We start from the raw sequence: 26,812 nt of genomic DNA, 5'->3' as shown, positions 1-26,812 counted from the left end.
CATCGAACAAGTAATTAGAGGAGTGGATAGGAATAATGAGATACCATGAAATGAATCCAGAAGAAATACGTGAAAAAATCCAGACAGATTTCAACAAAGGATTAACAGAGGAGGAAGTTTCAAGGAGAAGAAAACAATTCGGTTTTAATGAATTACAAGAAGGAGAAAAGCAATCAGCGTTGCTTTTATTTTTTAGTCAATTTAAAGATTTTATGGTTATTGTATTACTTGTAGCAACATTGATATCGGGATTATTAGGGGAGTATATTGACGCCATAGCAATAATGGCTATTGTCCTATTAAATGGAATATTAGGTTTTTTTCAAGAACGACGGGCTGAAAAGTCGCTTGAAGCTTTAAAGGAATTATCTGCCCCGACTGCAACGGTTTTAAGAAACGGAAAATGGGTGAAAATCCCTTCGAAAGAAATTGTTCCTGGTGATATTATCCGCTTTGCTAGTGGTGATCGTATCGGAGCAGATGTGAGAATTTTAGAAGCGAACAGTTTAGAAATAGAGGAATCCGCATTAACCGGTGAATCTGTCCCAACGAGTAAAGATACGGAAGTTATTCATGGTGAAAATGTAGGGATTGGTGATATGTCCAATATGGCTTTTATGGGAACGATGGTAACCCGGGGTAGTGGTGTAGGTGTAGTCATCGGTACGGGAATGAAAACTGCGATGGGGCAGATTGCCGATATGTTGCAAACAACGGAAACTCTCACAACACCTCTTCAACGACGTTTAGAGCAACTAGGGAAGATCTTAATTATTGTTGCGTTATTTTTAACTTTATTAGTGGTTATGATTGGTATTATGCAAGGCCATGATCTATATACGATGTTTTTATCAGGAGTATCCCTTGCAGTTGCAGCAATTCCAGAAGGCTTACCAGCGATTGTGACAATTGCTTTGTCACTTGGTGTGCAACGAATGATTAAGAAGAACTCGATCGTTCGAAAATTACCTGCAGTCGAAACTTTAGGTTGTGCATCGGTGATCTGTTCAGATAAAACTGGGACGATGACTCAAAATAAAATGACCGTCACCCATTTATGGGCAAATAATGAAGTTTGGAATGTTTCTGGACAAGGATATGTTCCTGAAGGTAAATTCATGAAAAATAACAATATTGTTGATCCTAAGAAAGATGTACATTTTGAGAAATTACTTTCTTTTGCCATACTTTGTAATCATGCCAATTTAATTACTGAAAAAAAGAACGATTATAAATTAGACGGTGATCCGACAGAAGGAGCACTATTAGTCGCTGGCTTGAAGGCAGGCTTTACAAGAGAAAATTTACTGAACGAATATACCATTATTCAGGAGTTTCCGTTTGACTCGGCGAGAAAAATGATGACGATTATCGTGGAAAATAAAAAAGGTGAGCGGTTCGCGATTACAAAGGGTGCACCAGACATTTTAATTCAATTAAGTGAGTCGGTTTTCGCGAATGGAAAAGAACAGCATTTAACACAACAATGGATAAACCGTTTGCAACAGGCAGTTGAGTCTTTAGCGAAGCAAGCATTACGTACAATTGCGATCAGTTACAAAAAACTGAATACAAAAACAACATATGTTCATGAATCGGAAGTGGAAAACAATTTAACGTTTATTGGATTGCATGGGATGATTGACCCTCCAAGACCTGAAGTAAAAGATGCGATCAAAGAATGTAAAGAGGCTGGTATTAAAACGGTCATGATTACCGGTGACCATGTCATAACAGCGAAAGCAATCGGAAAAGAGTTAGGCTTAATTCGGTCCGACAGTCTTGTACTTGATGGTGCGACATTAGATACCATGTCAGTGGAAGAATTAGAAGAAGTAGTAGACCGAGTATCCGTTTTTGCTCGAGTGTCACCTGAACATAAATTGAAAATCGTTAAGGCATTGCAAAATAATGGCCATATTGTAGCGATGACAGGTGATGGAGTGAATGATGCTCCGGCGATTAAAGCAGCAGATATCGGGATTGCTATGGGAATTACAGGTACGGATGTGGCAAAAGAATCTTCATCTCTCGTCTTATTGGATGACAATTTTGCAACAATTAAAGCAGCCATTCAAGAAGGACGAAACATATATGAAAATATTCGAAAATTTATCCGATATCTCCTTGCATCCAATGTCGGCGAAATTTTAGTTATGTTATTTGCCATGATTTTAGCAATGCCATTACCGCTTGTTCCCATTCAAATTTTATGGGTAAACTTAGTAACAGATGGTTTACCGGCAATGGCATTAGGTTTGGATAGACCGGAAGATGATGTAATGAAGCGGGCACCTCGCAGTCCTAAAGAAGGTGTTTTTGCTCGAGGGCTTGGTTGGAAAGTAATCTCTAGGGGATTTTTAATTGGAGTTGCCACATTAATAGCATTTATTGTAGTATACAGAAATAATCCAAATGATTTAGCTTATGCACAAACCGTTGCTTTTGCTACACTCGTTTTAGCTCAATTGATTCATGTGTTTGATTGTCGCAGTGAACATTCAATTTTTTCAAGAAACCCATTCGGCAACCCATATTTAGTTTGGGCAGTCATTTCAAGTGTAATCTTATTGTTAGTGGTTATATATTATCCACCATTAGCAACCGTATTTCATACGGTCCCAATTGTGCCTAGAGATTGGTTACTTATTCTTGCGATGGCTTCCATACCAACATTTCTTCTTGTCGGTTCCTTATTTATTCATAAGAAATAAGCATTCGGGCAAAAGGAAATTAATCCCTTTTGCCTTTTCTATTTTATGTTACAATAGTAATTAAACGACGAATTAGAAACTAGGTGAGATTGTGGTTAAAAGTATGACTGGTTTCGGTCAAAGTAAAATTGAATATGAAAATTTTTATATATCGGTTGAAATACGTTCGGTTAATCATCGTTATTTAGATTTCCATATTCGAATGCCCCATCAGTTTATGCAATTAGAAGATAAAATAAAAAAAATTTGTCAACAATACGTATCTAGAGGTAGAGTTGATTGTTATGTTAATATTGAAGGATCAGGTTTAGTAAAAAGAAAACTTGCCATTGACTGGAATTTAATTGATGAGTATTATCAATACATAACGAATTTAAAAGATCGTTTTCAAATCAACGGAAATATACAATTGTCTGACCTTTTACAACGAAATGAATTGATTGAAATTGTTGAAAAAGAATTGGATAATGAGGAACTTGACCAAGCTATTTTACAAGCTGTAGAAGAAGCTGTGCAAAATTTAACAAATATGCGTATAATAGAAGGACAAGTTTTAAAACAGCAGTTGGATCAGAATATCGATCAAATGAAAGATCAGCTAAAAAAAATCAATGACCTCATTCCAGTCGTTCAGAAAGAATATGAAGAACGATTAACAAAGAGAATTTCTGAATATACAGAAGGACTCATTGATGATTCACGAGTGTTGACGGAGATTGCAATTTTTTCAGAACGATCGGATATTACAGAAGAACTGACCCGGTTGCAAAGTCATGTACAACAATTTCAATCTACCTTTGAATTAAAGGGACCTGTTGGAAGGAAATTTGACTTTTTAGTGCAAGAAATGAATCGAGAAGTGAACACGATCGGTTCAAAATCTAACAGTATTGAAATTAGCCAAAGTGTTGTGGAATTAAAAACCATTATTGAAAAAATCCGGGAACAAGTACAAAATATTGAATAGATTAAAAAGTTATTGGGGATGGAGGCCAAATGGTGAAATTGATTAATATAGGTTTTGGAAGCGTCGTTTCTTCCAATCGGATAATTGCTATTGTCAGTCCTGAGTCTGCTCCGATTAAGCGTATGATTCAAGATGCAAGGGATCAAGGCACATTAATAGATGCTACATATGGTCGTAAAACACGGGCGGTGATCATTATGGATAGTGAACATATTATTTTATCTGCCGTCCAACCTGAAACGGTCGCTAGTCGTTATACAAATGAAGATGAACAGCAAGGGTAGGTGGAACAATGGAAACCGAAAAAGGATTACTAATTGTACTTTCTGGTCCTTCCGGTGTCGGTAAAGGAACCGTTCGAAAAGCGATATTTTCAGAACCAGATATTCAATTTGAATATTCGATTTCTGTTACGTCACGAAAGATGAGACCAGGAGAAGTCGATGGTGTGGACTATTTCTTTAAGACTCGAGATGAGTTTGAAACAATGATTAAAAACGATGAGCTGTTAGAATACACAGAATATGTCGGGAACTACTATGGTACGCCTGTTGATTATGTAAAGAAGACGCTAAATGAAGGAAAAGATGTCTTTTTAGAAATTGAAGTTGAAGGTGCGAAACAAGTCCGCAATAAATTTCCCGACGGATTGTTCATCTTTTTAATTCCACCATCTTTAAGTGAATTAGAAAATCGGATAAAAACAAGAGGAACAGAAACAGACGATTTAATTCGTAGCCGTATGACAGTTGCAAAAAATGAATTAAAAATGATGAATCTATATGATTATGTTGTTGAAAATGATAAAGTTGAACATGCAGTAGAAAAAATTAAAGCGATTGTCATTGCTGAACATTGTAGACGAAATCGTGTCGAAAAACGTTTTAAAAAGATTTTGGGGGTTGATTAAACATGTTATATCCATCAATCGATACATTATTAGAAAAAGTTCCTTCAAAGTATATGCTTGTTACAGTAGGTGCAAAGCGTGCTCGTCAAATGAAGGATAACGAAGACTATCAATTGGAAGAATATAAAGCATATAAAGTTGTCGGTAAAGCTTTAGAAGAAATTAGTGTCGGTGCCATTCAATTAGCAAATGAAAATAAAGAAAACTAAGACAAAACATTTTTTGTAAACCATATATTTTATTAGTATGTTTTAATTTTTTAGGGGCCATCCAACCGTCGTCATTTGACTTGGATAGCCTCTTTTATTTTCAATCGCTTTAACGCTTGTAAGTTTCAACTACATTCAATATATATAAAGTATGCTGTTTGAACGGTCTTTTCTTAATACTATCGATTTGAAAATTATTTATGATAAGATGAAAAAGAGTAAATTAAGAATATAGATTGTCATATGAATTGATCAGAAATGAGGGGACATATGTGAAAGGAAAAAATATACTCTTATGTGTAACAGGTGGAATTGCTGCCTATAAAGCTATTGCCTTAACAAGTAAACTTACGCAAGCAGGATTCAATGTTAAAGTCATGATGAGTAAGAATGCGCTAGAATTTGTTACACCTCTGTCTTTTCAGGCAATATCAAGAAATGATGTGTATACAGATACTTTTGATGAAAAAGATCCTGCAAAAATTGCGCATATTGATCTTGCCGATTGGCCAGATTTAATTATTGTTGCTCCTGCAACAGCAAATATGATCGGGAAAATAGCGAATGGAATAGCCGATGACATGATTTCAACGACATTACTTGCAACAACAAAACCGGTCTGGATTGCACCTGCGATGAATGTTCATATGTACCAACATCCAGCAGTGCAACGCAATATGTCCATTTTAAGAGAGTTCGACTATAAGTTTATCGAACCAGGTGAGGGCTATTTAGCCTGTGGCTATGTCGGAAAAGGCCGTTTAGAAGAACCAGAGTCAATTGTTAATCATGTGAAAAATTATTTTTCCCACCGTACCGAACTGCTATTAAAAGGGAAAAAGGTTGTTGTAACGGCTGGTCCAACTCGTGAGCGAATAGATCCCGTTCGGTATTTGACAAACTTTTCATCAGGAAAAATGGGATATGCTATAGCCGGTATAGCTGCTAAACTCGGGGCTCATGTGACATTGATATCAGGGCCAGTTAATTTAAATATTCCACTAGGTGTAGACGTTGTTCATGTTGAAAGTGCAGAAGAAATGTATCAAGCAGTAATGGCCAGATTTGATGAAGCCGATATTGTAGTAAAAACAGCAGCTGTCGCTGATTATCGACCTGAGCAAATCCATGATCAAAAAATGAAAAAACAAGAAGGTGCTACGGTAATCAACCTCGTTCGCACGAAAGATATTTTATCGGAACTTGGCAAAAGAAAGACACACCAATTATTAGTTGGATTTGCGGCAGAAACAAATAATATAGATGAATATGCAAGAAAAAAATTAAAAGATAAAAATGCGGATATGATTGTTGCTAATAATGTTACAACAAATGGTGCAGGTTTTGGTAGTGATACAAATATCGTCACGATATATAAAGCGGATGGTACGAAAAAAGAATTACCAAAATTATCTAAACAAGATGTTGCTTTAGAAATTTTTAAAGAAGTGATTGAAATTCTAAAAAGGAAAGAGTAATATGAAAAAAATTGCCAGTGTCATCGTAGATGTACCGACATTGCAAACGAATAAGCCGTTTGATTATTATATTCCTGAAGAGTTCATAGGGCATATTGAAATAGGGATGCGTGTGGTCGTTCCTTTTGGAAACAGGCATATCCAAGGGTTTGTCGTTGGTTTAAAAGAAAGATCTGATATAAAAAACTTAAAAGAAATCATCGAACCGATGGATGTAATACCAGTATTAAATAAAGAGTTGTTACATATTGGTGATTATTTATCAGAAAAAACGCTTTGTTTTAAAATTGCAGCCTATCAAGTGATGCTACCACCGGCACTTAAGGCTAAATATGAAAAATATATAACATTGATTGATGATCATGCCCTTGAACAATTACCAACGGATTTAAAAAAACTATTTGACAAGCAAAAACGATTAAAATGGAAAGATGTCGAAAAGTTTGTTTCTACATCTTATTTGTATCGCAAAGCAAAGGAAGGCTTGTTTGAAGTAACATATGAAGTAAAAAACCAAGGGAATAAGAAGAAAGTTTTATATTATGTTCCGACAACAAACGATGTAGAACACTTTCAAAACAAAAAGAATCAATTATCGAAGCCGCTTAGTCAAAAACAAGAAGAAATTTATCAAGTGTTTTTACGGCATTTTCAGCCACATACCGTAAGCCAAATGGAGCGAAAGGTAGCAAATGCAAGGGCTCCATTAAATGCGCTTGTCAATAAGGGGCTGTTGAAAAAAGAAGAATATGAGCAATATCGTGATCCATATGTAAATCGGTATTTTCAGAAGACGAAAGCATTACCGTTGACAGAAGATCAGCAAAAGGCGATTACACCGATCTTAAATACGATAGAAGAAAAACAACAAGAGGTCTTTCTTCTCCATGGGGTAACCGGTAGTGGGAAAACAGAAGTATATTTACAAGCAATTGAAAAAGTGATCAATCAAGGTAAAGAAGCGATTGTTCTTGTCCCAGAAATTTCGCTAACACCGCAGATGGTAAACCGTTTTAAAGGCCGTTTTGGTAATTTGGTAGCTGTATTACATAGTGGTTTATCTCTAGGGGAGAAATATGATGAATGGCGAAAAATACAACGTAAAGAAGTAAAAGTTGTTGTGGGAGCAAGGTCTGCCATTTTTGCCCCTTTCGAAAATATAGGCATTATCATTATTGATGAGGAACATGAAAATAGTTACAAACAAGAAGACATCCCGCGATATCATGCGCGAGATATAGCCATTGAACGGAGTAAAATTCACCATTGTCCAGTCGTTTTGGGCAGTGCAACTCCATCATTAGAAAGCTTTGCGAGAGCAAAAAAAGGAGTTTATAAACTATTAACGATGGATAAACGGATGAATCAGTCCCGACTTCCAACGGTAGAGATCGTTGATATGCGTAATGAATTGAAATCCGGTAATCGATCCATGTTTTCTGCGCAACTTTTTGAAAAAATGCAAGACCGATTGGCGAAAAAAGAACAAATTGTATTGATGTTAAACCGACGCGGTTATTCTTCCTTTGTGATGTGTCGGGATTGTGGCCTTGTTGTAAAGTGTCCGAACTGTGAAATTTCATTAACTTATCACAAAGTAACGGATCAATTAAAATGTCATTATTGTGGATTTGAAACAGGGACACCAAAAGTTTGTCCGGAATGCGGTAGTAACCATATTCGTTTCTTTGGTACAGGTACACAAAAGGTGGAAGAAGAGCTGGGGAAAGTTTTACCTGAAGCACGCGTTATTCGAATGGATGTCGATACAACGAGTCGTAAAGGATCCCATGAAAAGCTATTAACAGACTTTGGACAGGGCAAAGCTGATATATTGTTAGGGACACAGATGATTGCCAAGGGGTTAGATTTTCCTAATATTACCCTAGTTGGTGTTCTTTCGGCAGATAGTTCATTACATATACCTGATTTCCGTTCCAGTGAAAAAACATTCCAGTTACTCACCCAAGTAAGCGGTCGTGCTGGTAGGCATCAATTGCCAGGTGAAGTTATTATCCAAACGTATACACCGGAACATTACAGTGTTCAGTTAGCGAAAAATCATGATTATCTTCAATTTTATCGCCATGAAATGTTGATGCGGAAACAGGGCCAGTACCCACCGTTTTATTATTTAGTGTTAATTCATATAAACCATGAAGACGTTCAATATGTTTATACTGTTGCAGAAAAAATTGCGCAATTCTTACGCGCTCAACTTTTACCGTCAAGTAAAGTTTTAGGGCCAGCGGCTTCACCAATTGTCAAAATCAAAAATAAATATCGGTATCAAGTTTTAATAAAATATAAACATGACCCAAATATCACACCTGCATTAAAGAAGATTATTCATCATTTCTATCAAGATCAGTTAAAAAAAGGGTTAACCATATCCATAGATATGAATCCTTATTCATTAATGTAATGTTTTTGGAAAAAAACGGTTATATCAATGTTTTGGGGGTATAAACTTTGGCAACATTAGAAATAAGAACAATACCTGATCCGATTTTACAACAACCGTGTGAACCTGTTACAGAATTTAGTAACGAATTAGGACAGTTCTTAGATGATATGTACGAAACGATGGTTGCAGCAGATGGAGTTGGTATAGCGGCACCTCAAGTTGGTCATTTAAAACAAGTGGCGATCGTCGATATTGGTGATGGTAAAATCGAATTTATTAATCCTGTAGTTATGGAAAAACGTGGTATACAAATGAATTTAGAAGGATGTTTAAGTATACCGAACCAGTATGGAGAGGTGGAACGTTCTTATTATATCAAGGTTAAATATCGAGACCGAAATGGGAAAACGTATATCATGGAAGCGGAAGATTTTTTAGCACAGGCAATTCAACATGAACTCGATCATTTACAAGGCATCTTATTTACAACAAAAGTAGATAAAATTTATACAGAGGAAGAACTAGAAAGGCTTGATGTAGAATGACAAAAATTGTATTTATGGGTACACCAGATTTTTCAGTACCAGTATTAAGACAATTAATTAAAGATGGATTTGATGTGGTTGGGGTAGTTACACAGCCAGACCGTCCAGTCGGTAGAAAACGAAAAATTACACCTCCTCCTGTAAAAGTTGAAGCATTGAAACATCATATACCTGTTTATCAACCGGAAAAGATTCGTAATGAGGAATCTTTACAAGAAATACTAGATCTGAAACCAGATTTAATTGTAACGGCTGCCTTTGGACAAATATTACCAAAAAAATTACTGGATGCACCTAAGTTTGGTTGCATTAATGTTCATGCTTCGCTTTTACCTGAATTAAGAGGCGGGGCACCTATTCATTATGCGATCCTTCAAGGGAAAAAAGAAACGGGGATAACGATAATGTATATGGTGGAAAAACTTGATGCTGGTGATATGATTAGCCAAGTTAAAGTTCCAATTGATGAACGAGATACTGTTGGAACGTTACATGATAAATTAAGTGAAGCAGGAGCTAGATTGTTAAGTGAAACACTTCCGAAATTATTGAATGGTGAAATTACACCCATTCAGCAAAAGGATGAAGAAGCTACATTTGCTTTCAATATTAAAAGAGAAGATGAACGGATTGATTGGAACCGTTCTGGGGAAGACATTTACAACCATATTCGTGGATTAAATCCATGGCCGGTAGCCTTCACAACACTTCATGGTGAAACGTTAAAAATTTGGTGGGGTGAAAAAGTCCCTGCAAATCAGACGGCAGAGCCTGGTACGATCATTGAAATAGAAAAAGATGGTTTGGTTGTTGCGACAAGTAATGAAACGGCAATTAAAATTACTGAACTGCAGCCAGCAGGGAAAAAGAAAATGACGACGGAACAGTTTTTAAGAGGAACTAAGGAGCAGTTAAAAGGAACAAAATTAGGAGGAACTAGCAAATAATGGGTAATAATGTTCGAGAAGCCGCTGTCGAAGTACTGGTCCAAGTTGAAAAGCAAGGTGCTTATAGTAATTTATTAATCAATTCCACAATTGAAAAAAATCGCTTTTCTTCCTTAGATGCGAGCCTCCTAACTGAACTTTGTTACGGAACGATGCAAAGAAGAATGACGTTGGATTTTTTTCTAAAACCATTTATTAAAAAGCAAAAGCGGATTGATCCTTGGGTTCAACAGCTCCTTAGAATCTCTGTTTATCAATTTGTATTTTTAGATAAAATACCCGACCATGCGATAATTCATCAAGCGGTCAATATTGCGAAAAGACGTGGAAATAAAGGAATTAGTGGTTTTATTAATGGCGTTTTAAGATCCATTCAAAGAGAGGGTGTTCCCTCCTTTGATACGATCCAAGACCCAATTGAAAGACTTTCCATTGAAACAAGTCATCCGATATGGTTAGTCAAACGTTGGGTAGACCAATATGGGTTTGATATCACACGTCAAATGTGTGAGGAAAATTTAAATCCTTCAAAACAAACAGCGCGAGTAAATACACTACATACGACTGTAGATTGTGTATTAAAAGAATTAGAACGTGAAGGTTTTCATGTAGAAAAAAGTCGCGCAATACCGGAAGCGATAAAATCAGTACGCGGCAACTTAGTGAAGTCAAAAGCTTTTCAAAAAGGATCCATTACAATTCAGGATGAAAGTTCAATGATTGTTGCTTATTGTGTTGCGCCTAAGGAAAATGAAAAAATCCTGGATACATGTGCCGCACCAGGTGGAAAAACGACACATATGGCTGAAAAAATGAACAATCAAGGCGAAATCTTTGCTTTAGATATACATAAACACAAAATCAAATTAATCCAGGAGAATGCGAAACGTTTACACATAACAAACATACATACAAGACAGATGGATGCAAGAGAAGTAGGGCAACAATTCGAAAAGGAATCCTTTGATCGTATTTTAGTTGATGCACCTTGTTCAGGTCTTGGTGTATTAAAAGGAAAACCAGAAATTAAATATTCCAAAACTGAAGAGGATATTAAACGATTAGCAAAAATTCAAATCAATATATTACAATCTGCTGCACAGTTAGTTAAACCAGGTGGTATTCTCGTCTACAGTACTTGTACGGTAGATAAGGAGGAAAATGAAGGAGTTGCGAAAAAATTTCTTCAGCTAAATCCAGATTTTATTGGTGATACAGAAATCGTAGATCGGGTACCTGAAAAAATCAAACCTTTTGTACGTGAATATGATATCGAATTGTTGCCGCAAAATTTGCATTCAGATGGGTTTTATATTGCCTGTTTTCGTAAGAAACGGTAACTTAAATATGAAGATGTTTACATGATTTACAAAAATTGGTACTTTTGTAATGAGTTAGGCTGTTCTAAAAAGAACGAGGTGAAAATATGAAATTTGTCTACCGTACAGACCGTGGAAAAGTAAGAAACCATAATGAAGATCATGTTGGTATCTTTTTTAATCAATCCAACCAGATTTTAGCCGTTGTTGCAGATGGTATGGGTGGCCATTTAGCGGGAGATGTTGCGAGTAAAATGGCGACAGATTTATTGAAAAAATTTTGGATAGAAAAGGATCAAATTGAATCTCCCGAAGCTGCAGAACATTGGTTCAAAGAAAACGTATATAAAATTAATGAGGAGATTTTTCAGTATGCCAATGAACATCCGGAATGTCAAGGGATGGGTACGACGTTAGTGGCCTCCATTTGTACGGAAAAGTATATTACGATTGCTCATATCGGTGACAGTCGGGGGTATGTATTAACGGAAGATGGATTTCGACAATTAACGGATGATCATTCATTAGTCAATGAATTAGTGAAAAGTGGTCAAATTTCAAAAGAAGACGCTGAACATCATCCGCGAAAAAATGTACTATTACGGGCGTTAGGTACCGAATTAAATGTATCAATTGATACGTTGACAATTGAGTTTGAACCCGGTGATAGTTTGCTTTTATGTTCCGATGGACTAACAAATAAAGTTAGTGATGATGAGTTGTTAAATATTTTACAGTCGGAATTAAATTTAGAAGAAAAAGCAAATCAATTAATCCATCTTGCCAATGAAAAAGGCGGAGAAGATAATATCAGCCTTGCGATTATTGTAAATGATTTGAATGATGGGAAAGTTGGTGACTGATTGTGCTCATAGGAGAAAGAATTAACGATCGCTATAAAATATTAGACTTTATCGGCGGCGGTGGAATGGCAAATGTCTACTTAGCAAGGGATATGATTTTAGAAAGAGACGTGGCAATCAAAATTTTACGTCTAGACTTTGCCAATGATGATGAGTTTATTCGAAGATTCCATCGTGAAGCTCAGTCGGCCACAAGTTTAGTTCATCCGAATATCGTTAATATTTACGATGTCGGTGAAGAGAAAGATATTTACTATATTGTTATGGAATATGTTGAAGGCAAGACGCTAAAACAATATATCCAAGATCACCATCCGATTCCGATTGAAAAAGCAGTGGATATTATGTTGCAAATTACAAGTGCAATCAGTCACGCACATCAAAATAACATCATCCATCGTGATATTAAACCGCAAAATATTTTAATAGATAACAAGGGAAATGTTAAAATTACAGACTTCGGAATCGCAATTGCTTTAACATCGACGACAATTACACATACAAATTCTGTAATGGGCTCCGTCCATTATATTTCACCGGAACAAGCTAGAGGCGGTCTTGCAACAAAAAAGTCGGATATTTATTCATTAGGTATCGTGTTATTTGAATTATTAACGGGAAAGCTTCCATTTGAAGGTGAATCAGCCGTTTCCATTGCGTTAAAACATTTACAAAATGAAACACCACATCCAAGGTCCTGGAATCCAGATATCCCACAAAGTGTAGAAAATATTGTTTTAAAAGCGACAGCTAAAGATCCACATTATCGATATGAGGATATGGAAGCATTAATTGATGATTTAAATACATGCCTAAATCCAGAAAGATTGAATGAGCCAGTTTTTGTTTTACCGATAGATGATGAAGCGACAAAAGCCATTCCAGTAATAAAAGAACCGCAAAACTTCACTGAAATTCAAGAAACGATTATATCTCCACAATCGGAAGAAGATGAAGAAGATAATAATGGTAAAGCTAAACCAAAAGGAAAGAAAGGAAAAAGTAAGAAATCTGCCAAAAAGTCAAAAACAAATAAAAAGAAACGAAAAAAATGGCCGATCATCCTAACGTCAACAGCTGTATTGATTGTGCTCTTTGGAATTCTAATCATCACTTTCTTTCCAAGTATATTTGGGGCTAAGGAAATAGAAGTGCCAGACGTTACAGAACTTGAGTTAGATGAAGCGATTGAAATGTTGGAAGATGCTGGGTTTGTCATTGGAGAAACAATTGAACAACCCCATGATGAAATACCGGAAAACTTTGTCATTAAAACAAACCCAAAAGCAGGAAAGAAAAAAGTTGAAGGATCGCAAATTGATATTTATGTAAGTACAGGTAAAGAAACAATTGAAATGCTGGATTTAATTGGGCAGAATTATAAAGATGTTTTGGAAGAACTAGAAAATGAAGAGATTGAATTTATCGATATTAAACTTAATGAAGTTTATGATAACAGTGAACCTGGTACGATCATTGAACAAGATCCTAAACCTGGTGAAGAAATCATTCCTGATGAAACAGTTTTAACTTTGACGGTAAGTCAAGGTGTTGAAACGTTTACTTTAACTGATTTAACCCAATATAGCCGCTCTGCATTAAATGATTATGCAGAAAGACATGGTATCACCATTGAAGAAGAAGAGGAATATAGTGATAAAGTGCAAGAAGGTTTAGTAATAAGTCAAGAACCAAAACCTGGAACAGAACTGAAAGAAGGAGATACTGTTAAAGTAATCATCTCTAAAGGTGTTGAACCAGTTCCACGGACGGAAGAAATTGAGTTCACGATAGCATACACTGGTCAAGTTGGAGAAGATGGTCCAGAACCACAAGAAGTTCAAATCTTTATTCAAGATATGAATCACGAAGATTTTGAAGTACCGGTCGATACGTTTGAAATTACCGAATCGGTCACAAGGAAAATCTCGTTAACGATTGCACCAAATACAACGGCAAAGTATCGTGTCGTTGTAGACGGTGAAGTGGTTCGTAATGTAGAAATTCCATATACGCAATAACTTAAAGGTTCTAACTCTCAAAAAACATGGAGAGTTAGATCCATTTTTTATTACTCAAAAGAAATCGATCGAAAACTTTTCAAATCTATATTAGGATAAATCTAAATTTTAATGTAAAATAGGATTGGGTATGTATTCGTGAAAAAATTTACATTAAACGAAAAAAGGAGTGTTGCTATGGCGGAAGGGAAAATTATTAAAGCTTTAAGTGGTTTTTATTATGTAAAAAGTAATGATACGATTTTTCAGTGTAGAGGTAGGGGGGTCTTTCGGAAAAATAATATAACGCCCCTTGTCGGTGATAATGTTGTTTTTACAGCAGAAAATGATCGAGAAGGCTATATAATGGAAATTAAGGAACGGGAAAATGAATTAGTGCGCCCGCCGATTGCCAATGTTGACCAAGCGATTTTAATTTTTTCTGCTAAAGATCCTGAATTTAGTCCTCATTTATTAGACCGATTTTTAGTTATTATCGAATCGTATCAGATTAAACCCATTATCGTAATTACGAAAATCGATCTAGCAAATTCCGATGAACTATTGAATATTAAGCAATATGCAAAAGCTTATGAAAAAATCGGCTACGATGTCTTATTAACCTCTTCAAAAAATGAGATTGGTTTAGAAGATATTTATCCACTTTTAGAAAATAAAATAACGGTTTTTGCAGGACAATCAGGCGTCGGAAAATCCTCTTTATTAAATGCTTTACAACCTGAATTGAATTTAGAAACAAAAGCCATTTCGAAACATCTTGGGCGTGGAAAACATACGACTCGTCATGTAGAATTACTTGAAATTGGTAACGGCCTTGTAGCCGATACACCGGGTTTCAGCTCTCTAGATTTTAGTAATATTGAGGCAGAGGAGTTAACTTATTGTTATCCGGAGATGAAAGAACGATTTGCAAACTGTAAATTTCGAGGTTGTTTACATGATAAAGAACCACATTGTGCCATAAAAGAAGCCGTGGAAACAGGCGAAATTGAAGAATTCCGTTATAACCACTATTTACTGTTTTTAAAAGAAATACAACAAAGAAAGCCGAGGTATTAATTATGGTAAAAATTGCACCATCTATATTGTCAGCAGACTTTTCATTACTAGGACGGGAAGTTAAAGACGTAGAAAAGGCTGGGGCGGACTATATTCATATTGATGTAATGGATGGTCACTTTGTCCCCAATATTACGATAGGTCCATTAATCGTTGAAGCAATCCGTCCCGTTACTTCTTTACATTTTGATGTTCATTTAATGATCGAGAATCCAGAAAATTATATTCAAAACTTTGTTCATGCAGGTGCCGATTATATTTCTGTACATGTAGAGGCTTGTAAACATTTGCATCGGACCATTCACCAAATTAAAGAAACCGGTGTACGAGCAGGAGTTGTCTTAAATCCAGCTACACCAGTGGAAATGATTCGTGACGTATTAACGGATGTTGATCTTGTATTACTAATGACCGTTAATCCAGGGTTTGGCGGACAAAAATTTATTCCGAATGTTTTAAAGAAAATCGAACAAGTAAGACGTTGGCGTGATGAACAAAACCTTCATTTTGAAATTGAAGTGGATGGCGGAATTAATGCTGAAACAGCAAAACTTTGTGTTGCGGCTGGAGCTGATGTACTCGTTGCCGGTTCTTATATTTTTAATAATAAAGATCGTAGGGAAGCGATTGAGTCAATTCGGCAGAGCATCAGTGATCTGAAATGATCATTCACATTGTCGCAGGTGGTCCGAAAGAATACATTCCAGATTTATCCATATACAAAGAAGACAAAAATATTAAATGGATTGCCGTTGATCGCGGGGCACTATATCTACAAGAATTCAGCATCACTCCTGATGAAGCAATCGGTGATTTTGATTCAATGACCGAAGAAGAGTTAGAACAGCTGCGAAATAGCGGATTGAAGTTGGATCAATTTCAAGAGGAAAAAGACGAAACAGATATGGAATTGGCATTACATTTAGCATTTGAATATCATCCCGAAGCAATTCAGATTTTCGGTGCAACAGGTGGGCGTATCGATCATTTCATGGCAAATATAAGCTTGTTATACCAAGCATTACAATCCAATCGAAATATTCCAATTACCATCATCGATAAGCAAAATATGGCTTATATGACAAAGCCGGGTACATATACAATTGAAAAAATGGTTGATAAAAAATATATATCGTTTATACCGATAACAAAGGATGTTGAAAATTTAACATTAAAAGGTTTTAAATATCCATTAGAAAATCGTCATATTTTCTTCGGTTCCACATTATGTATAAGTAATGAACTTATTTTGAATCATGGTACTTATTCTTTTTCTAAAGGCATATTATTAGTAATAAGAAGTAGTGATAAGTAGGAAAATGCCTAAATTTAGTATGCTTTGAACTCATTTTTTGTTATCAGAATATGATATTAGTATATTCGAGTTGACAAGACTTACCTTAAAAAAAGATTAACGGTAAGTTGCATGAATCCTATGCTTGTGGGACCGAGGAGGGAATATTAGAGTGAAATTTTATACCATTAAATTGCCAAGATTTTTAGGAGGATTTGTTCGAGCCGTCTTAAATGCATTTAAAAAAAGTTGACCAGTCTTATAATTCGCTTTCATGTACATGGTGTAAAGAAAAAAAGCCCTTACCATTATAGCAAGGGCTTTTTTTCTTTACAGTTCATGCTTCATTATCGTAACGTAACTTTCCATACGTTTATTAATAAACGATTACACACGTTGAACCTTTCCAGATTTTAACGCACGAGCAGAAACGTAAACACGTTTTGGCTTACCATCAACTAAAATACGAACTTTTTGTAAGTTAGCTCCCCATTTACGACGAGTAGCGTTCATTGCATGTGAACGAGCGTTACCGAAAGAAGCTTTTTTACCAGTAACTACACATTTACGTGCCATTCTATTTCCCTCCTTAAAAACCATCTCAATCAACATTTTAACCTATTAAAGATACTCAAATACTTTACCATAGATTCCCTTAATATGCAAGGGGGATAAGAAATAAAAAACCTTGTTAGAATCTCCATTTCGTGATATTCATTTGTTTGACTTTGAAGAAATTTATTAAAAAAGAATCATTTGTTACTTTTAAGTGAAAGTACTTGACATATCCTTTGTTTTTTCGCTTATATTATAAAAGACGGCTTGTCTTTTTTATTGATCACAATTATAGTAAAATAAGCATAAACCGAAATGAAAACCTTGTAAGGGGGAATCGTACATGTCCATCGAATTAAAAACGAAATTAGGACATATTGAAATTACAACTGATACAATTGCACAAATATGTGGTGGTGCTGCTGTAGATTGTTACGGTATTGTAGGTATGGCGTCGAAAAAACAACTTAAAGACGGGATTTCTGAAATTTTAAGAAAAGAAAACTATTCCAAAGGTGTCATTGTCCGTCAAGAGGATGATCAAATACATATTGATTTGTATATTATTGTTAGTTATGGAACGAAAATTTCTGAAGTGGCACATAACGTTCAATCAAAAGTTAAGTATGTACTAGAACAAACACTTGGTGTACGAGCTGATTCAGTCAATATTTTTGTGCAGAGTGTTCGGGTGACGAACCCATAAGTAAGGAGGAAAAAATGTGTCAATTACAGTAATAGATGGGAATCGCTTCGCAGAAATGATTTTTCATGGGGCAAATCATTTGTCTCGAAATGCAGAATATGTTGATTCATTGAACGTTTTCCCAGTACCTGATGGGGATACGGGAACAAATATGAATTTATCCATACAGTCAGGTGCAAAGGAAGTTCGTAATAACAAACAATCACATGTAGGAAATGTTGGTAAAGCACTTTCTAAAGGGTTGCTAATGGGGGCTCGAGGGAATTCAGGTGTTATTCTTTCTCAATTATTCCGTGGCTTCGCGAAATCGATCGAAGAAAAGGAAGTGCTATATGTTGATGATTTTGTCCAAGCGTTAAACGATGGTGTGGATACAGCTTATAAAGCTGTTATGAAACCGGTTGAAGGAACAATATTGACTGTTGCCAAAGATGTAGCAAAACGAGCAAAAGAAGTCGGTAACCAAACAAAGGATTTAACAGTCTTATTAGAAGAAGTTGTAAAAGAAGCGAAAGCATCATTACAACGAACCCCTGACTTATTACCAGTATTAAAAGAAGTCGGTGTGGTTGATAGTGGTGGACAAGGATTAGTATTTGTTTTGGAAGGCTTTTTAGCCAGCCTTAAAGGTGTAAAATTGGATGATATGGAAACACCGGAAGTTTCAATGGAACAGCTTGTGAAGAATGAGCATCATAAAAGTGTGCAAAGCTTCATGGATACTGAAGATATTCAGTTTGGCTATTGTACAGAGTTTATGGTGAAATTTCAAGAAGATAAATTGAAGGAAAATCCTTTTTCTGAAGAACAATTTAGAAATGCCTTAAGTGAAATAGGGGATTCTTTATTAGTTGTTGCCGACGATGAAATTGTTAAAGTTCACGTACATACTGAACAGCCAGGTGATGCTTTAAACTACGGTCAACGATTTGGTGAATTAATCAATTTAAAAATTGAAAATATGCGCATGCAACATTCAACCATTGTTGAGGGAGAAAAGAAAGTCGAAGCTCCAACCCCTGTTAAAAATCGTTCGGAATATGGTATTGTTACCGTTGCAATGGGTAGTGGCATCAGTGAGTTATTCAAAAGTATCGGAGCACAAATTGTCATTGAAGGCGGACAAACAATGAATCCAAGTACAGAGGATATTGTGAAGGCAATTCAAGAAGTTAACGCGGAGAAAGTATTTGTGCTTCCAAATAATAAAAATATTATATTAGCTGCTGAACAAGCACGGGATCTTGTTGAACAAGAAGTCGTTGTTATTCCATCAAGAACAGTACCACAAGGTTTATCTGCTTTACTGGCCTTTAATCCAAGTGCAGATTTAAAACAAAATAAAGAGGCTATGGTTGAAGCGTTAAGCCATGTTAAATCCGGTCAAGTGACTTATGCTATCCGAGATACGAATTTCGATGGATTAACGATCAAAAAAGGCGACTACATGGGTATAAAAGAAGGAGAAATTGTTGTTTCCAATTCAAACCTATTAGAAACAACAAAGGAATTAATTCATCAAATGTTAGATGAAGAAAGTGAAATTTTGACTATTATAAAAGGAGAAGAAACGACAACTGAACAGGTGGAACAAATCGTTTCATTTGTAGAAGAGCACTATGAAGATGTTGAAGTAGAAATACATGATGGTCAACAACCATTGTACAATTTTATTTTTGCTGTTGAATAGTTGAAAAGGGCTGACTTTTTGTCCAGCCCTTTTTGTGTTTTCAATAATTTCCTATTCATAATATAATAATGGTTGAAGTTCATCTTATAACGATAAATGATCGCGAATTTATCCAAGTATGAAAAGTTATATGATCATATTATGAAGATGTTTTGTTTTTTCATTTATTACCAACTTTTACTAAGAAATACATAATAAATCAAGGAGTTAGTAAAATTGAATGAAGTGTTGAAACAACCAGTTACTGTCATTCGTGGCATTGGTGAGGAAACAGCAAAATTACTTGAGGAACTTCATATCTTCACTGTTGAAGATTTATTATTATATTTACCATTTCGTTATGATGATAATCGAATACGTGATTTAGCAGAAGTAGATCATGATGAACGTGTCACAGTTGAAGGTGTTATTGTTAGTTTACCAACCATACAGTACTATGGTAGAAAAAAATCCCGGTTGACCGTTAAAGTTATGGTGGAACGTTACGTTATTACCGCTGTATTTTTTAATCAACCATATTTAAAAAACAAACTGAAGATGAATACAGAAATCACACTTAATGGGAAGTGGCATCGGTATCGTCAGCAAATCACTGTTCAACAATTTAAAATCGGACACGACAATCAACCCCACAATGATTTTAGCCCGGTATACTCTGTTAAAGGGAATATTACGGTAAATAGTATCCGTAAATTTATTTCTGCAGCTTTTGATCAGTTCGGTCATGAACTAGAAGAAATCCTACCCGCATTTTTAATACAGCAGTATCGATTATATCCGAGAAAAGAAGCCATTCGTGCGATGCATTTTCCGAAAGACGTCCAAGATCTAAAACAAGGACGACGTAGACTTGTTTATGAGGAATTTTTACAATTTCAATTAAAAATTCAAGCACTTAGAAAGTTTCAAAGGGAAAATTCTGAGGGAGTTTTGATCCGATATGATAATGAAAAATTGAAAAGTTTTATTTCTAACCTACCTTTTCCATTAACAAATGCTCAAAAACGAGTTTTGGCTGAGATCTTAATCGATTTAAAGTCTCCTTATCGTATGAATCGACTGTTACAAGGGGATGTTGGATCCGGGAAAACGATTGTAGCTGCAATTAGTCTATATGCTGCTGTCACTGCTGGTTTTCAAGGTGCGCTTATGGTTCCTACAGAAATTTTAGCTGAACAACATGCGGATAGTTTAATGGGTTTATTTGAGCCGTTTAATGTTGAAGTGGCTCTGCTCACCGGTTCGACAAAGAAAAAGGAACGCACGGCAATTCTAGAAGGTCTACAAGCTGGCAGGATTCCTATCATTATTGGTACCCATGCTTTAATCCAAGAGGATGTGAACTTTGCCAAACTCGGTTTAGTGATCACGGATGAACAACATCGTTTTGGTGTTGAACAGCGTCGCATTCTTAGGGAAAAAGGTGAAAACCCGAACACATTATTTATGACAGCTACACCTATACCAAGAACGCTAGCGATTACAGCCTTCGGTGAAATGGATGTTTCCATTATTGATGAAATGCCTGCAGGGCGTAAGGAAATTAAAACATATTGGGCAAAACCTAATAATTTTGAACAAGTACTTCAGATGATGGAAAAAGAATTACAGGCAGGGAGACAAGCGTATGTGATCTGTCCGTTAATTGAAGAATCGGAAAAACTCGATGTCCAAAATGCGATCGATGTTTATCATCAACTAGTTCATTATTTTGGTACACGTTTCCAAGTAGGGCTGATGCATGGAAGATTACATACTGATGAAAAAGAACAAGTGATGAAAGAGTTTAGTGAAAATAAAATACAGGTGCTTGTTTCCACAACGGTGGTTGAAGTAGGTGTAAACGTACCAAACGCAACAGTAATGGTCATTTATGATGCTGAACGTTTTGGTCTTGCCCAACTCCATCAATTGAGAGGAAGGGTTGGGCGAGGTAAACATCAATCCTATTGTATTTTATTAGCGGATCCAAAAACCGAAGTTGGAAAAGAAAGAATGCGAATAATGACGGAAACAAACGATGGTTTTGTTTTGAGCGAACGGGATTTAGAGCTACGGGGACCCGGTGACTTTTTTGGGAAAAAGCAAAGTGGCATGCCGGAATTTAAAGTGGCGGATATGGTACATGATTACCGAGCTTTGGAAACTGCGAGACAGGATGCAGAAAAGTTTATTCATTCTAAGGAATTTTGGGAAGATGAAGAATTTAAATACTTAAGGAATATGATTATTCAATCAGGTGTATTAGATGGTGAGAAACTAGATTAATGTACCTTCCTTAAACATATAAAATTCGTTTAAATTAGATAAAAGAACAGAATGAAAAAGAAAGAATGTAATTTTTTCTTGCATAAAAAAAACAGGTTATATATACTACTGTTAGTACCTAGTCATAATATGTAGGTGAAACTATGAAACTAAGTAAAAAAGAACGGCAACAACTTCTTAATCAAACATTAAAGGAAAACCCGTTTATTACGGATGAAGAATTGGCAGAAAAATTTTCGGTTAGTATTCAAACGATTCGGCTTGACCGTTTAGAATTAAATATACCTGAGTTACGTGAGAGAATTAAAAACGTAGCCCAGCATAATTTTTCAGAAAAGGTCCGTTCATTACCGATTGATGAAGTCATTGGAGAAATTGTTGATATGGAATTAGATCGCCATGCGATCTCAATACTCGATATTAAGCCAGAACATGTCTTTAGTCGTAATCAAATTGCACGAGGACATCATCTTTTTGCCCAAGCCAATTCGTTAGCTGTTGCAGTGATTAATGATGAACTTGCTTTGACAGCATCAAGTAATTTACAATTTTTGCGACAAGTGAAATTGGGTGAACGGGTGATTGCAAAGGCAAAAGTAGTGGAACAAAAAGACCCGAAAGGAAGAACAATTGTTGTAGTTGAAAGTTTTGTAAATCAAGAACTCGTTTTTAAAGGTAAGTTTTCTATGTACCGTTCAAAAAGTGAGAAGGTGGACAAGCAATGAAAATAACAATTGATGCAATGGGGGGAGACAATGCACCTGAAGCAGTTGTTAAAGGTGCAATGAAAGCAGTAAATAATTTCCCTGATTTATCCATCACATTAGTAGGAAATAAACAACAAATAGCGAAATATTTAATAGAACATGAAAGAATTTCGATTATCCATACGGATGTCATGATTACTGGAGATGATGAACCTGTAAGAGCTGTACGGAGAAAAAAAGACGCTTCTATGGTTATAGCTGCACAAGAAGTGGCAGAAGGTCGTAGTGATGCTTGTATATCTGCAGGTAATACCGGTGCTTTAATGGCAGCAGGACTATTTGTTGTAGGACGAATTAAAGGTATTGAACGACCAGCACTTGCTCCTACTTTACCGACGATTGATGGAAACGGTGTGCTATTGCTTGATGTTGGTGCCAATGCGGATGCAAAACCTAAACATTTACTGCAAAACGCATATATGGGGGCTGTTTATAGTAAAAAGGTTCGGGGGATTCAAAATCCTCGAATCGGATTATTAAATATCGGCACTGAGTCTCATAAGGGAAATGAACTAACAAAACAAGCCTATGAATTGTTTGAAAAAGCAAACTTTCATTTTGTTGGTAATGTGGAAGCGAGAGATTTACTAGAAGGAGTTTGTGATGTAGCAGTAACCGATGGATTTACCGGAAATATGATTCTAAAAACTGTCGAAGGAACGGCAATGTCAATAGTGAAAATGTTAAAAGAAATCTTAATGAGCAGCTTTAAAACAAAAATGGCCGCTCTTGTCATCAAAAATGATCTAGCAGAGTTAAAAAATAAAATGGACTACTCAGAATATGGGGGAGCATTGTTATTCGGTTTACAAGCTCCTGTAGTAAAAGCGCACGGTTCTTCCGATGAACAGGCTATTTTCTCAGCTATCCGTCAAGCCAGAGACATGGTAAACGGTGAAGTACCACAAAAAATTACAGAGGCCATAGAGGATAAATAGTTGTACGCATTTATAATAAGAAAGGAGCAAAATGATGGGGAAAATCGCTTTCTTATTTCCTGGACAAGGATCCCAATCTGTTGGTATGGGACAAGATTTAGCCAATAAGTATGAAAATGTTAAGGAAATATTCCTTGAAGCAGATCATGCGTTACAAGATTCATTATATGAATTAATTATGACTGGTCCGCAGGAATCTCTTACTTTAACAACAAATGCTCAGCCAGCTCTTTTAACAACATCCATTGCAATTTTGCAAAAGGTAAAAGAATATCATATAGAAGCTGATTTTGTTGCAGGACATAGTTTAGGTGAGTATACTGCCCTTGTTGCTGCCGGTTCCCTTTCTTTCCGAGATGCTGTTCAAATTGTCCGAAAGCGCGGAGAGTTTATGGAAGAAGCGGTTCCAAATGGACAAGGTACAATGGCTGCTATTTTAGGAATGGACGCAGAAAAACTTACGGAAATAACCAATGAAGTTACCGAGACAACTGGATCTGTTCAATTAGCCAATTTAAACTGTCCTGGGCAAATTGTCATTTCCGGTACTAGAGAAGGTGTGGAAAAAGCTTGTCAATTGGCAAAGGAGAATGGAGCAAGAAGGGCAATACCGTTGGAAGTAAGTGGCCCTTTCCATTCGCGCTTAATGGAATCTGCTTCACAAAAATTAAAGGAAGTTTTAGATAAGCATAATTTCTCATCGGCAAAAACACCAGTCATTTCTAATGTGACAGCAGAACCTGTAACCGATGCTGACCGAATGAAAGATTTATTAATTAAACAATTGTACTCCCCGGTTCGTTGGGAAGAATCCATTCGTACTATGATGGATTTAGGTGTCGATACATTTATTGAAATCGGACCTGGTAAAGTGTTAACCGGATTGGTTCGAAAAATTGATCGAAAAGCGAAAATTTATAACATATTTGATGAAGCTAGTCTAATTAAGACCGTTGAACAATTACGAGGTGACAATGAATGATTTTTGAAGGAAAAGTAGCGATAGTTACCGGTGCTTCCCGGGGAATTGGAAGAGAAATTGCTTTAGAATTGGCGCGTAATGGTGCGAATGTTGTTGTAAACTTCGCTGGTAATGTAGAGAAGGCAAATGAAGTTGTAGAAGAAATTAAAGGACTTGGACGTGATAGTATTGCTGTTCAAGCAAATGTAGCTAATCGTGATGATGTTGATCGACTTGTGAAAGAAACCATTGATCACTTTGGTGCATTACATATTTTAATCAATAATGCTGGTATTACTCGTGATAATTTAATTATGCGTATGAAAGAAGACGACTGGGATGATGTCATCAACACGAACTTAAAAAGTGTCTTCTTATTAACGAAAGCTGTAACTAGACAAATGATGAGACAGCGATACGGTCGTATTGTAAATATATCTTCTATTGTCGGTGTTAGTGGTAATGCGGGACAAGCAAATTATGTCGCTGCAAAAGCAGGAATTATTGGTTTAACAAAAACGACAGCTCAGGAGCTGGCTTCTCGCAATATTACCGTTAATGCCGTCGCACCTGGATATATTGCTACAGATATGACAGAACAATTGTCTGATGATGTAAAAGAAGAACTATTTAAATTAATTCCTTTAGCTAGACTTGGTGAGCCAAAGGATATTGCCAAAGCAGTGAAGTTTTTAGCTTCAGATGATGCTGCATATATTACAGGACAAACAATTCATGTAAATGGCGGCATGTATATGTAAATCAGCGATTAAAATTTTCTAGAATGACTTGAAAATAATGGATAATACGTTAAAATTATGTATACTTGTACAAATTACTTGAGGGGAGGTGAAGTACTCATGAGTAACGTATTAGAACGTGTGACAAAAATTATTGTAGACCGTTTAGACGTAGAAGAGTCAAAAGTAACACCTGAAGCCACTTTTAAAGATGATTTAGGTGCTGATTCTCTTGACGTTGTAGAATTAGTCATGGAACTAGAAGATGAATTCGATCTTCAATTCTCAGATGAAGATTCTGAAAAAATCGTCACAGTTGGTGATGCTGTATCTTACATAGAAAGCAAAATCAATGAGTAAGCTTTCATAAATTAGGGATTTATGGTTAACAATAAGTGTTTAACACTTAAACCAAATATATGAAGTATAATTTCTCGAAAACACTTCACTTTTATAGTGGGGTGTTTTCTTTCGGTTTGAACGGATCATTGTTTCAAAAAAAAAAATGATGCTTATGTACAAAGTGTTATTACATAATTATATTATGTAAACTTTCGGAATATCCTCGCCAACTGTTCTACACCATATTTAAAATCCCCATCTATGGAAACACTAGAAACGAAAAAACTCTTTCCAAAAGACTGTTTTTAGTCTAAACTTGATTTGTAAATGACAAGAGGTGTATATTATGGCAAATATGAAACGATCGAAATCCACGCATCGAGTGTATAAAGATAGAAGGTTTGAAAAATTCCAGGAAAAAATTAATATTCAATTCTCAAATGAAGCGTTATTAATACAAGCATTTACCCATTCATCGTATGTGAATGAGCATCGAAAAAAACACGAACAAGATAATGAACGTTTAGAATTTCTTGGGGATGCCGTTTTGGAATTAACGATCTCTCATTTTCTTTTTACCCATTATCCAGCTATGGAAGAAGGAGAATTAACAAAATTGCGAGCAGCCATTGTTTGCGAACCTGCTCTTGTTACTTTTGCACGAGAACTTGGATTTAGCGAGTTACTACGCCTTGGAAAAGGGGAAGAGTTAACAGGCGGTAGACAGAGACCAGCCTTGCTTGCGGATGCATTTGAAGCTTTTATAGGCGCTATGTATTTAGATCAAGGTTTGGATACGGTTGTTCGTTTTTTAGAAAAACATGTTTTTCCAAAAATTCTACAAGGTGCTTTTTCGCATGTGATGGATTTTAAAAGTCAATTACAAGAACATGTACAACGTTTTGGACTTGGCTCGGTTGAATATTTGATTATTGAAGAAAAAGGTCCTGCCCATAATCGGGAATTCGTTGCTGAAGTGAAGATAGGCGGAACCGCTTATGGAACAGGAGTCGGAAAATCGAAGAAAGAAGCAGAACAACAAGCCGCTCATATCGCTCTATCGACACTTGAAGAAAAAACAACAGACAATGATCAAAGTAAATAAGCATTCA

Annotated in this window: 26 protein-coding genes; 25 read left to right on the top strand and 1 reads right to left on the bottom strand. The window is 35.9% G+C overall.

The annotated features are described in order from the left end of the window. Positions 1–35: 35 nt before the first annotated feature. The 16 genes from OEV82_RS01595 (at position 36) to spoVM (ending at position 16,986) form a co-directional block, all read left to right on the top strand. Entirely contained in the window at positions 36–2,714 is a 2,679-nt protein-coding gene (locus OEV82_RS01595) for a cation-translocating P-type ATPase (protein WP_263060780.1), read from the top strand. Positions 2,715–2,817: 103 nt separating this feature from the next. Further along, positions 2,818–3,681, top strand: a complete 864-nt coding sequence (locus OEV82_RS01590; RefSeq protein ID WP_263060779.1) for a YicC/YloC family endoribonuclease — start codon at positions 2,818–2,820, stop codon at positions 3,679–3,681. Between the two features lie 29 nt (positions 3,682–3,710). Continuing rightward, complete coding sequence (gene remA, locus OEV82_RS01585) at positions 3,711–3,965, top strand: extracellular matrix/biofilm regulator RemA (protein ID WP_173659118.1); 255 nt, start codon at positions 3,711–3,713, stop codon at positions 3,963–3,965. 8 nt (positions 3,966–3,973) lie between these two features. Next, positions 3,974–4,591, top strand: a complete 618-nt coding sequence (gene gmk / locus OEV82_RS01580; protein WP_173659116.1) for a guanylate kinase — start codon at positions 3,974–3,976, stop codon at positions 4,589–4,591. A gap of 2 nt (positions 4,592–4,593) precedes the next feature. Beyond that, positions 4,594–4,800, top strand: a complete 207-nt coding sequence (rpoZ, locus tag OEV82_RS01575) for a DNA-directed RNA polymerase subunit omega (protein ID WP_173659114.1) — start codon at positions 4,594–4,596, stop codon at positions 4,798–4,800. A gap of 272 nt (positions 4,801–5,072) precedes the next feature. After that, positions 5,073–6,278, top strand: a complete 1,206-nt coding sequence (gene coaBC / locus OEV82_RS01570; RefSeq protein ID WP_173659112.1) for a bifunctional phosphopantothenoylcysteine decarboxylase/phosphopantothenate--cysteine ligase CoaBC — start codon at positions 5,073–5,075, stop codon at positions 6,276–6,278. Position 6,279: 1 nt separating this feature from the next. After that, a complete protein-coding gene (gene priA / locus OEV82_RS01565; RefSeq protein WP_173659110.1) occupies positions 6,280–8,703 on the top strand; it encodes a primosomal protein N' in 2,424 nt (807 codons plus the stop codon). 47 nt (positions 8,704–8,750) lie between these two features. After that, complete coding sequence (def, locus tag OEV82_RS01560; protein ID WP_263060778.1) at positions 8,751–9,230, top strand: peptide deformylase; 480 nt, start codon at positions 8,751–8,753, stop codon at positions 9,228–9,230. Further along, positions 9,227–10,177: a methionyl-tRNA formyltransferase gene (gene fmt / locus OEV82_RS01555; protein WP_173659107.1), complete on the top strand. Its 951-nt coding sequence runs from the start codon at positions 9,227–9,229 to the stop codon at positions 10,175–10,177. Before def ends, fmt begins: the two co-directional genes overlap by 4 nt. Continuing rightward, positions 10,177–11,517, top strand: a complete 1,341-nt coding sequence (rsmB, locus tag OEV82_RS01550) for a 16S rRNA (cytosine(967)-C(5))-methyltransferase RsmB (RefSeq protein WP_263060777.1) — start codon at positions 10,177–10,179, stop codon at positions 11,515–11,517. Before fmt ends, rsmB begins: the two co-directional genes overlap by 1 nt. 86 nt (positions 11,518–11,603) lie before the next feature. Continuing rightward, positions 11,604–12,359, top strand: coding sequence for a Stp1/IreP family PP2C-type Ser/Thr phosphatase (locus OEV82_RS01545; protein WP_173659102.1), 756 nt, complete (start codon positions 11,604–11,606; stop codon positions 12,357–12,359). Positions 12,360–12,361: 2 nt separating this feature from the next. Beyond that, positions 12,362–14,380, top strand: coding sequence for a Stk1 family PASTA domain-containing Ser/Thr kinase (pknB, locus tag OEV82_RS01540; RefSeq protein ID WP_173659100.1), 2,019 nt, complete (start codon positions 12,362–12,364; stop codon positions 14,378–14,380). Between the two features lie 177 nt (positions 14,381–14,557). After that, positions 14,558–15,439 (top strand): ribosome small subunit-dependent GTPase A, encoded by an 882-nt coding sequence (rsgA, locus tag OEV82_RS01535; protein WP_263060776.1) that lies wholly within the window; start codon positions 14,558–14,560, stop codon positions 15,437–15,439. Positions 15,440–15,441: 2 nt separating this feature from the next. Continuing rightward, on the top strand, positions 15,442–16,104 hold the full coding sequence (gene rpe / locus OEV82_RS01530) for a ribulose-phosphate 3-epimerase (protein WP_173659096.1): 663 nt from the start codon (positions 15,442–15,444) through the stop codon (positions 16,102–16,104). Beyond that, the gene (locus tag OEV82_RS01525) at positions 16,101–16,754 is read left to right on the top strand and encodes a thiamine diphosphokinase (RefSeq protein ID WP_263060775.1); all 654 of its coding nucleotides are present in this window, start codon (positions 16,101–16,103) and stop codon (positions 16,752–16,754) included. The genes rpe and OEV82_RS01525 overlap by 4 nt, the downstream gene beginning before the upstream one ends. Positions 16,755–16,905: 151 nt before the next feature. Further along, positions 16,906–16,986 carry a stage V sporulation protein SpoVM gene (gene spoVM, locus OEV82_RS01520; RefSeq protein WP_173659153.1) on the top strand — a complete coding sequence of 27 codons (81 nt, stop codon included), beginning with the start codon at positions 16,906–16,908 and terminating at the stop codon, positions 16,984–16,986. A 134-nt stretch (positions 16,987–17,120) separates the two neighbouring features. On the opposite strand, the gene rpmB is transcribed toward spoVM, so the two are convergent. Further along, positions 17,121–17,309, bottom strand: coding sequence for a 50S ribosomal protein L28 (rpmB, locus tag OEV82_RS01515; RefSeq protein WP_173659092.1), 189 nt, complete (start codon positions 17,307–17,309; stop codon positions 17,121–17,123). A 322-nt stretch (positions 17,310–17,631) separates the two neighbouring features. Between rpmB and OEV82_RS01510 the strand changes: the two genes are divergently transcribed. The 9 genes from OEV82_RS01510 (at position 17,632) to rnc (ending at position 26,805) form a co-directional block, all read left to right on the top strand. Next, positions 17,632–17,994 (top strand): Asp23/Gls24 family envelope stress response protein, encoded by a 363-nt coding sequence (locus OEV82_RS01510; RefSeq protein WP_173659090.1) that lies wholly within the window; start codon positions 17,632–17,634, stop codon positions 17,992–17,994. A 16-nt stretch (positions 17,995–18,010) separates the two neighbouring features. Then, positions 18,011–19,684, top strand: coding sequence for a DAK2 domain-containing protein (locus OEV82_RS01505; protein ID WP_263060774.1), 1,674 nt, complete (start codon positions 18,011–18,013; stop codon positions 19,682–19,684). Positions 19,685–19,900: 216 nt separating this feature from the next. Continuing rightward, positions 19,901–21,952 (top strand): ATP-dependent DNA helicase RecG, encoded by a 2,052-nt coding sequence (gene recG / locus OEV82_RS01500; protein WP_173659086.1) that lies wholly within the window; start codon positions 19,901–19,903, stop codon positions 21,950–21,952. 143 nt (positions 21,953–22,095) lie between these two features. Further along, the gene (fapR, locus tag OEV82_RS01495) at positions 22,096–22,677 is read left to right on the top strand and encodes a transcription factor FapR (protein WP_173659084.1); all 582 of its coding nucleotides are present in this window, start codon (positions 22,096–22,098) and stop codon (positions 22,675–22,677) included. Beyond that, on the top strand, positions 22,674–23,657 hold the full coding sequence (gene plsX, locus OEV82_RS01490; protein ID WP_173659082.1) for a phosphate acyltransferase PlsX: 984 nt from the start codon (positions 22,674–22,676) through the stop codon (positions 23,655–23,657). Before fapR ends, plsX begins: the two co-directional genes overlap by 4 nt. A 34-nt stretch (positions 23,658–23,691) precedes the next feature. Further along, on the top strand, positions 23,692–24,639 hold the full coding sequence (gene fabD / locus OEV82_RS01485; protein ID WP_263060772.1) for an ACP S-malonyltransferase: 948 nt from the start codon (positions 23,692–23,694) through the stop codon (positions 24,637–24,639). Continuing rightward, the gene (fabG, locus tag OEV82_RS01480) at positions 24,639–25,379 is read left to right on the top strand and encodes a 3-oxoacyl-[acyl-carrier-protein] reductase (RefSeq protein ID WP_173659151.1); all 741 of its coding nucleotides are present in this window, start codon (positions 24,639–24,641) and stop codon (positions 25,377–25,379) included. Before fabD ends, fabG begins: the two co-directional genes overlap by 1 nt. A 99-nt stretch (positions 25,380–25,478) precedes the next feature. Then, entirely contained in the window at positions 25,479–25,718 is a 240-nt protein-coding gene (locus OEV82_RS01475) for an acyl carrier protein (RefSeq protein WP_173659078.1), read from the top strand. Positions 25,719–26,055: 337 nt separating this feature from the next. Then, positions 26,056–26,805, top strand: a complete 750-nt coding sequence (gene rnc / locus OEV82_RS01470) for a ribonuclease III (RefSeq protein WP_173659149.1) — start codon at positions 26,056–26,058, stop codon at positions 26,803–26,805. Positions 26,806–26,812 lie beyond the last annotated feature (7 nt).

The sequence above is a fragment of the Pallidibacillus thermolactis genome (genome assembly GCF_025660415.1).
Lineage (GTDB): Bacteria > Bacillota > Bacilli > Bacillales > Caldibacillaceae > Pallidibacillus > Pallidibacillus thermolactis.
The sequence above is the reverse complement of the archived record's forward strand: the minus strand, read 5'-3'. Positions and strand labels throughout refer to the sequence as shown.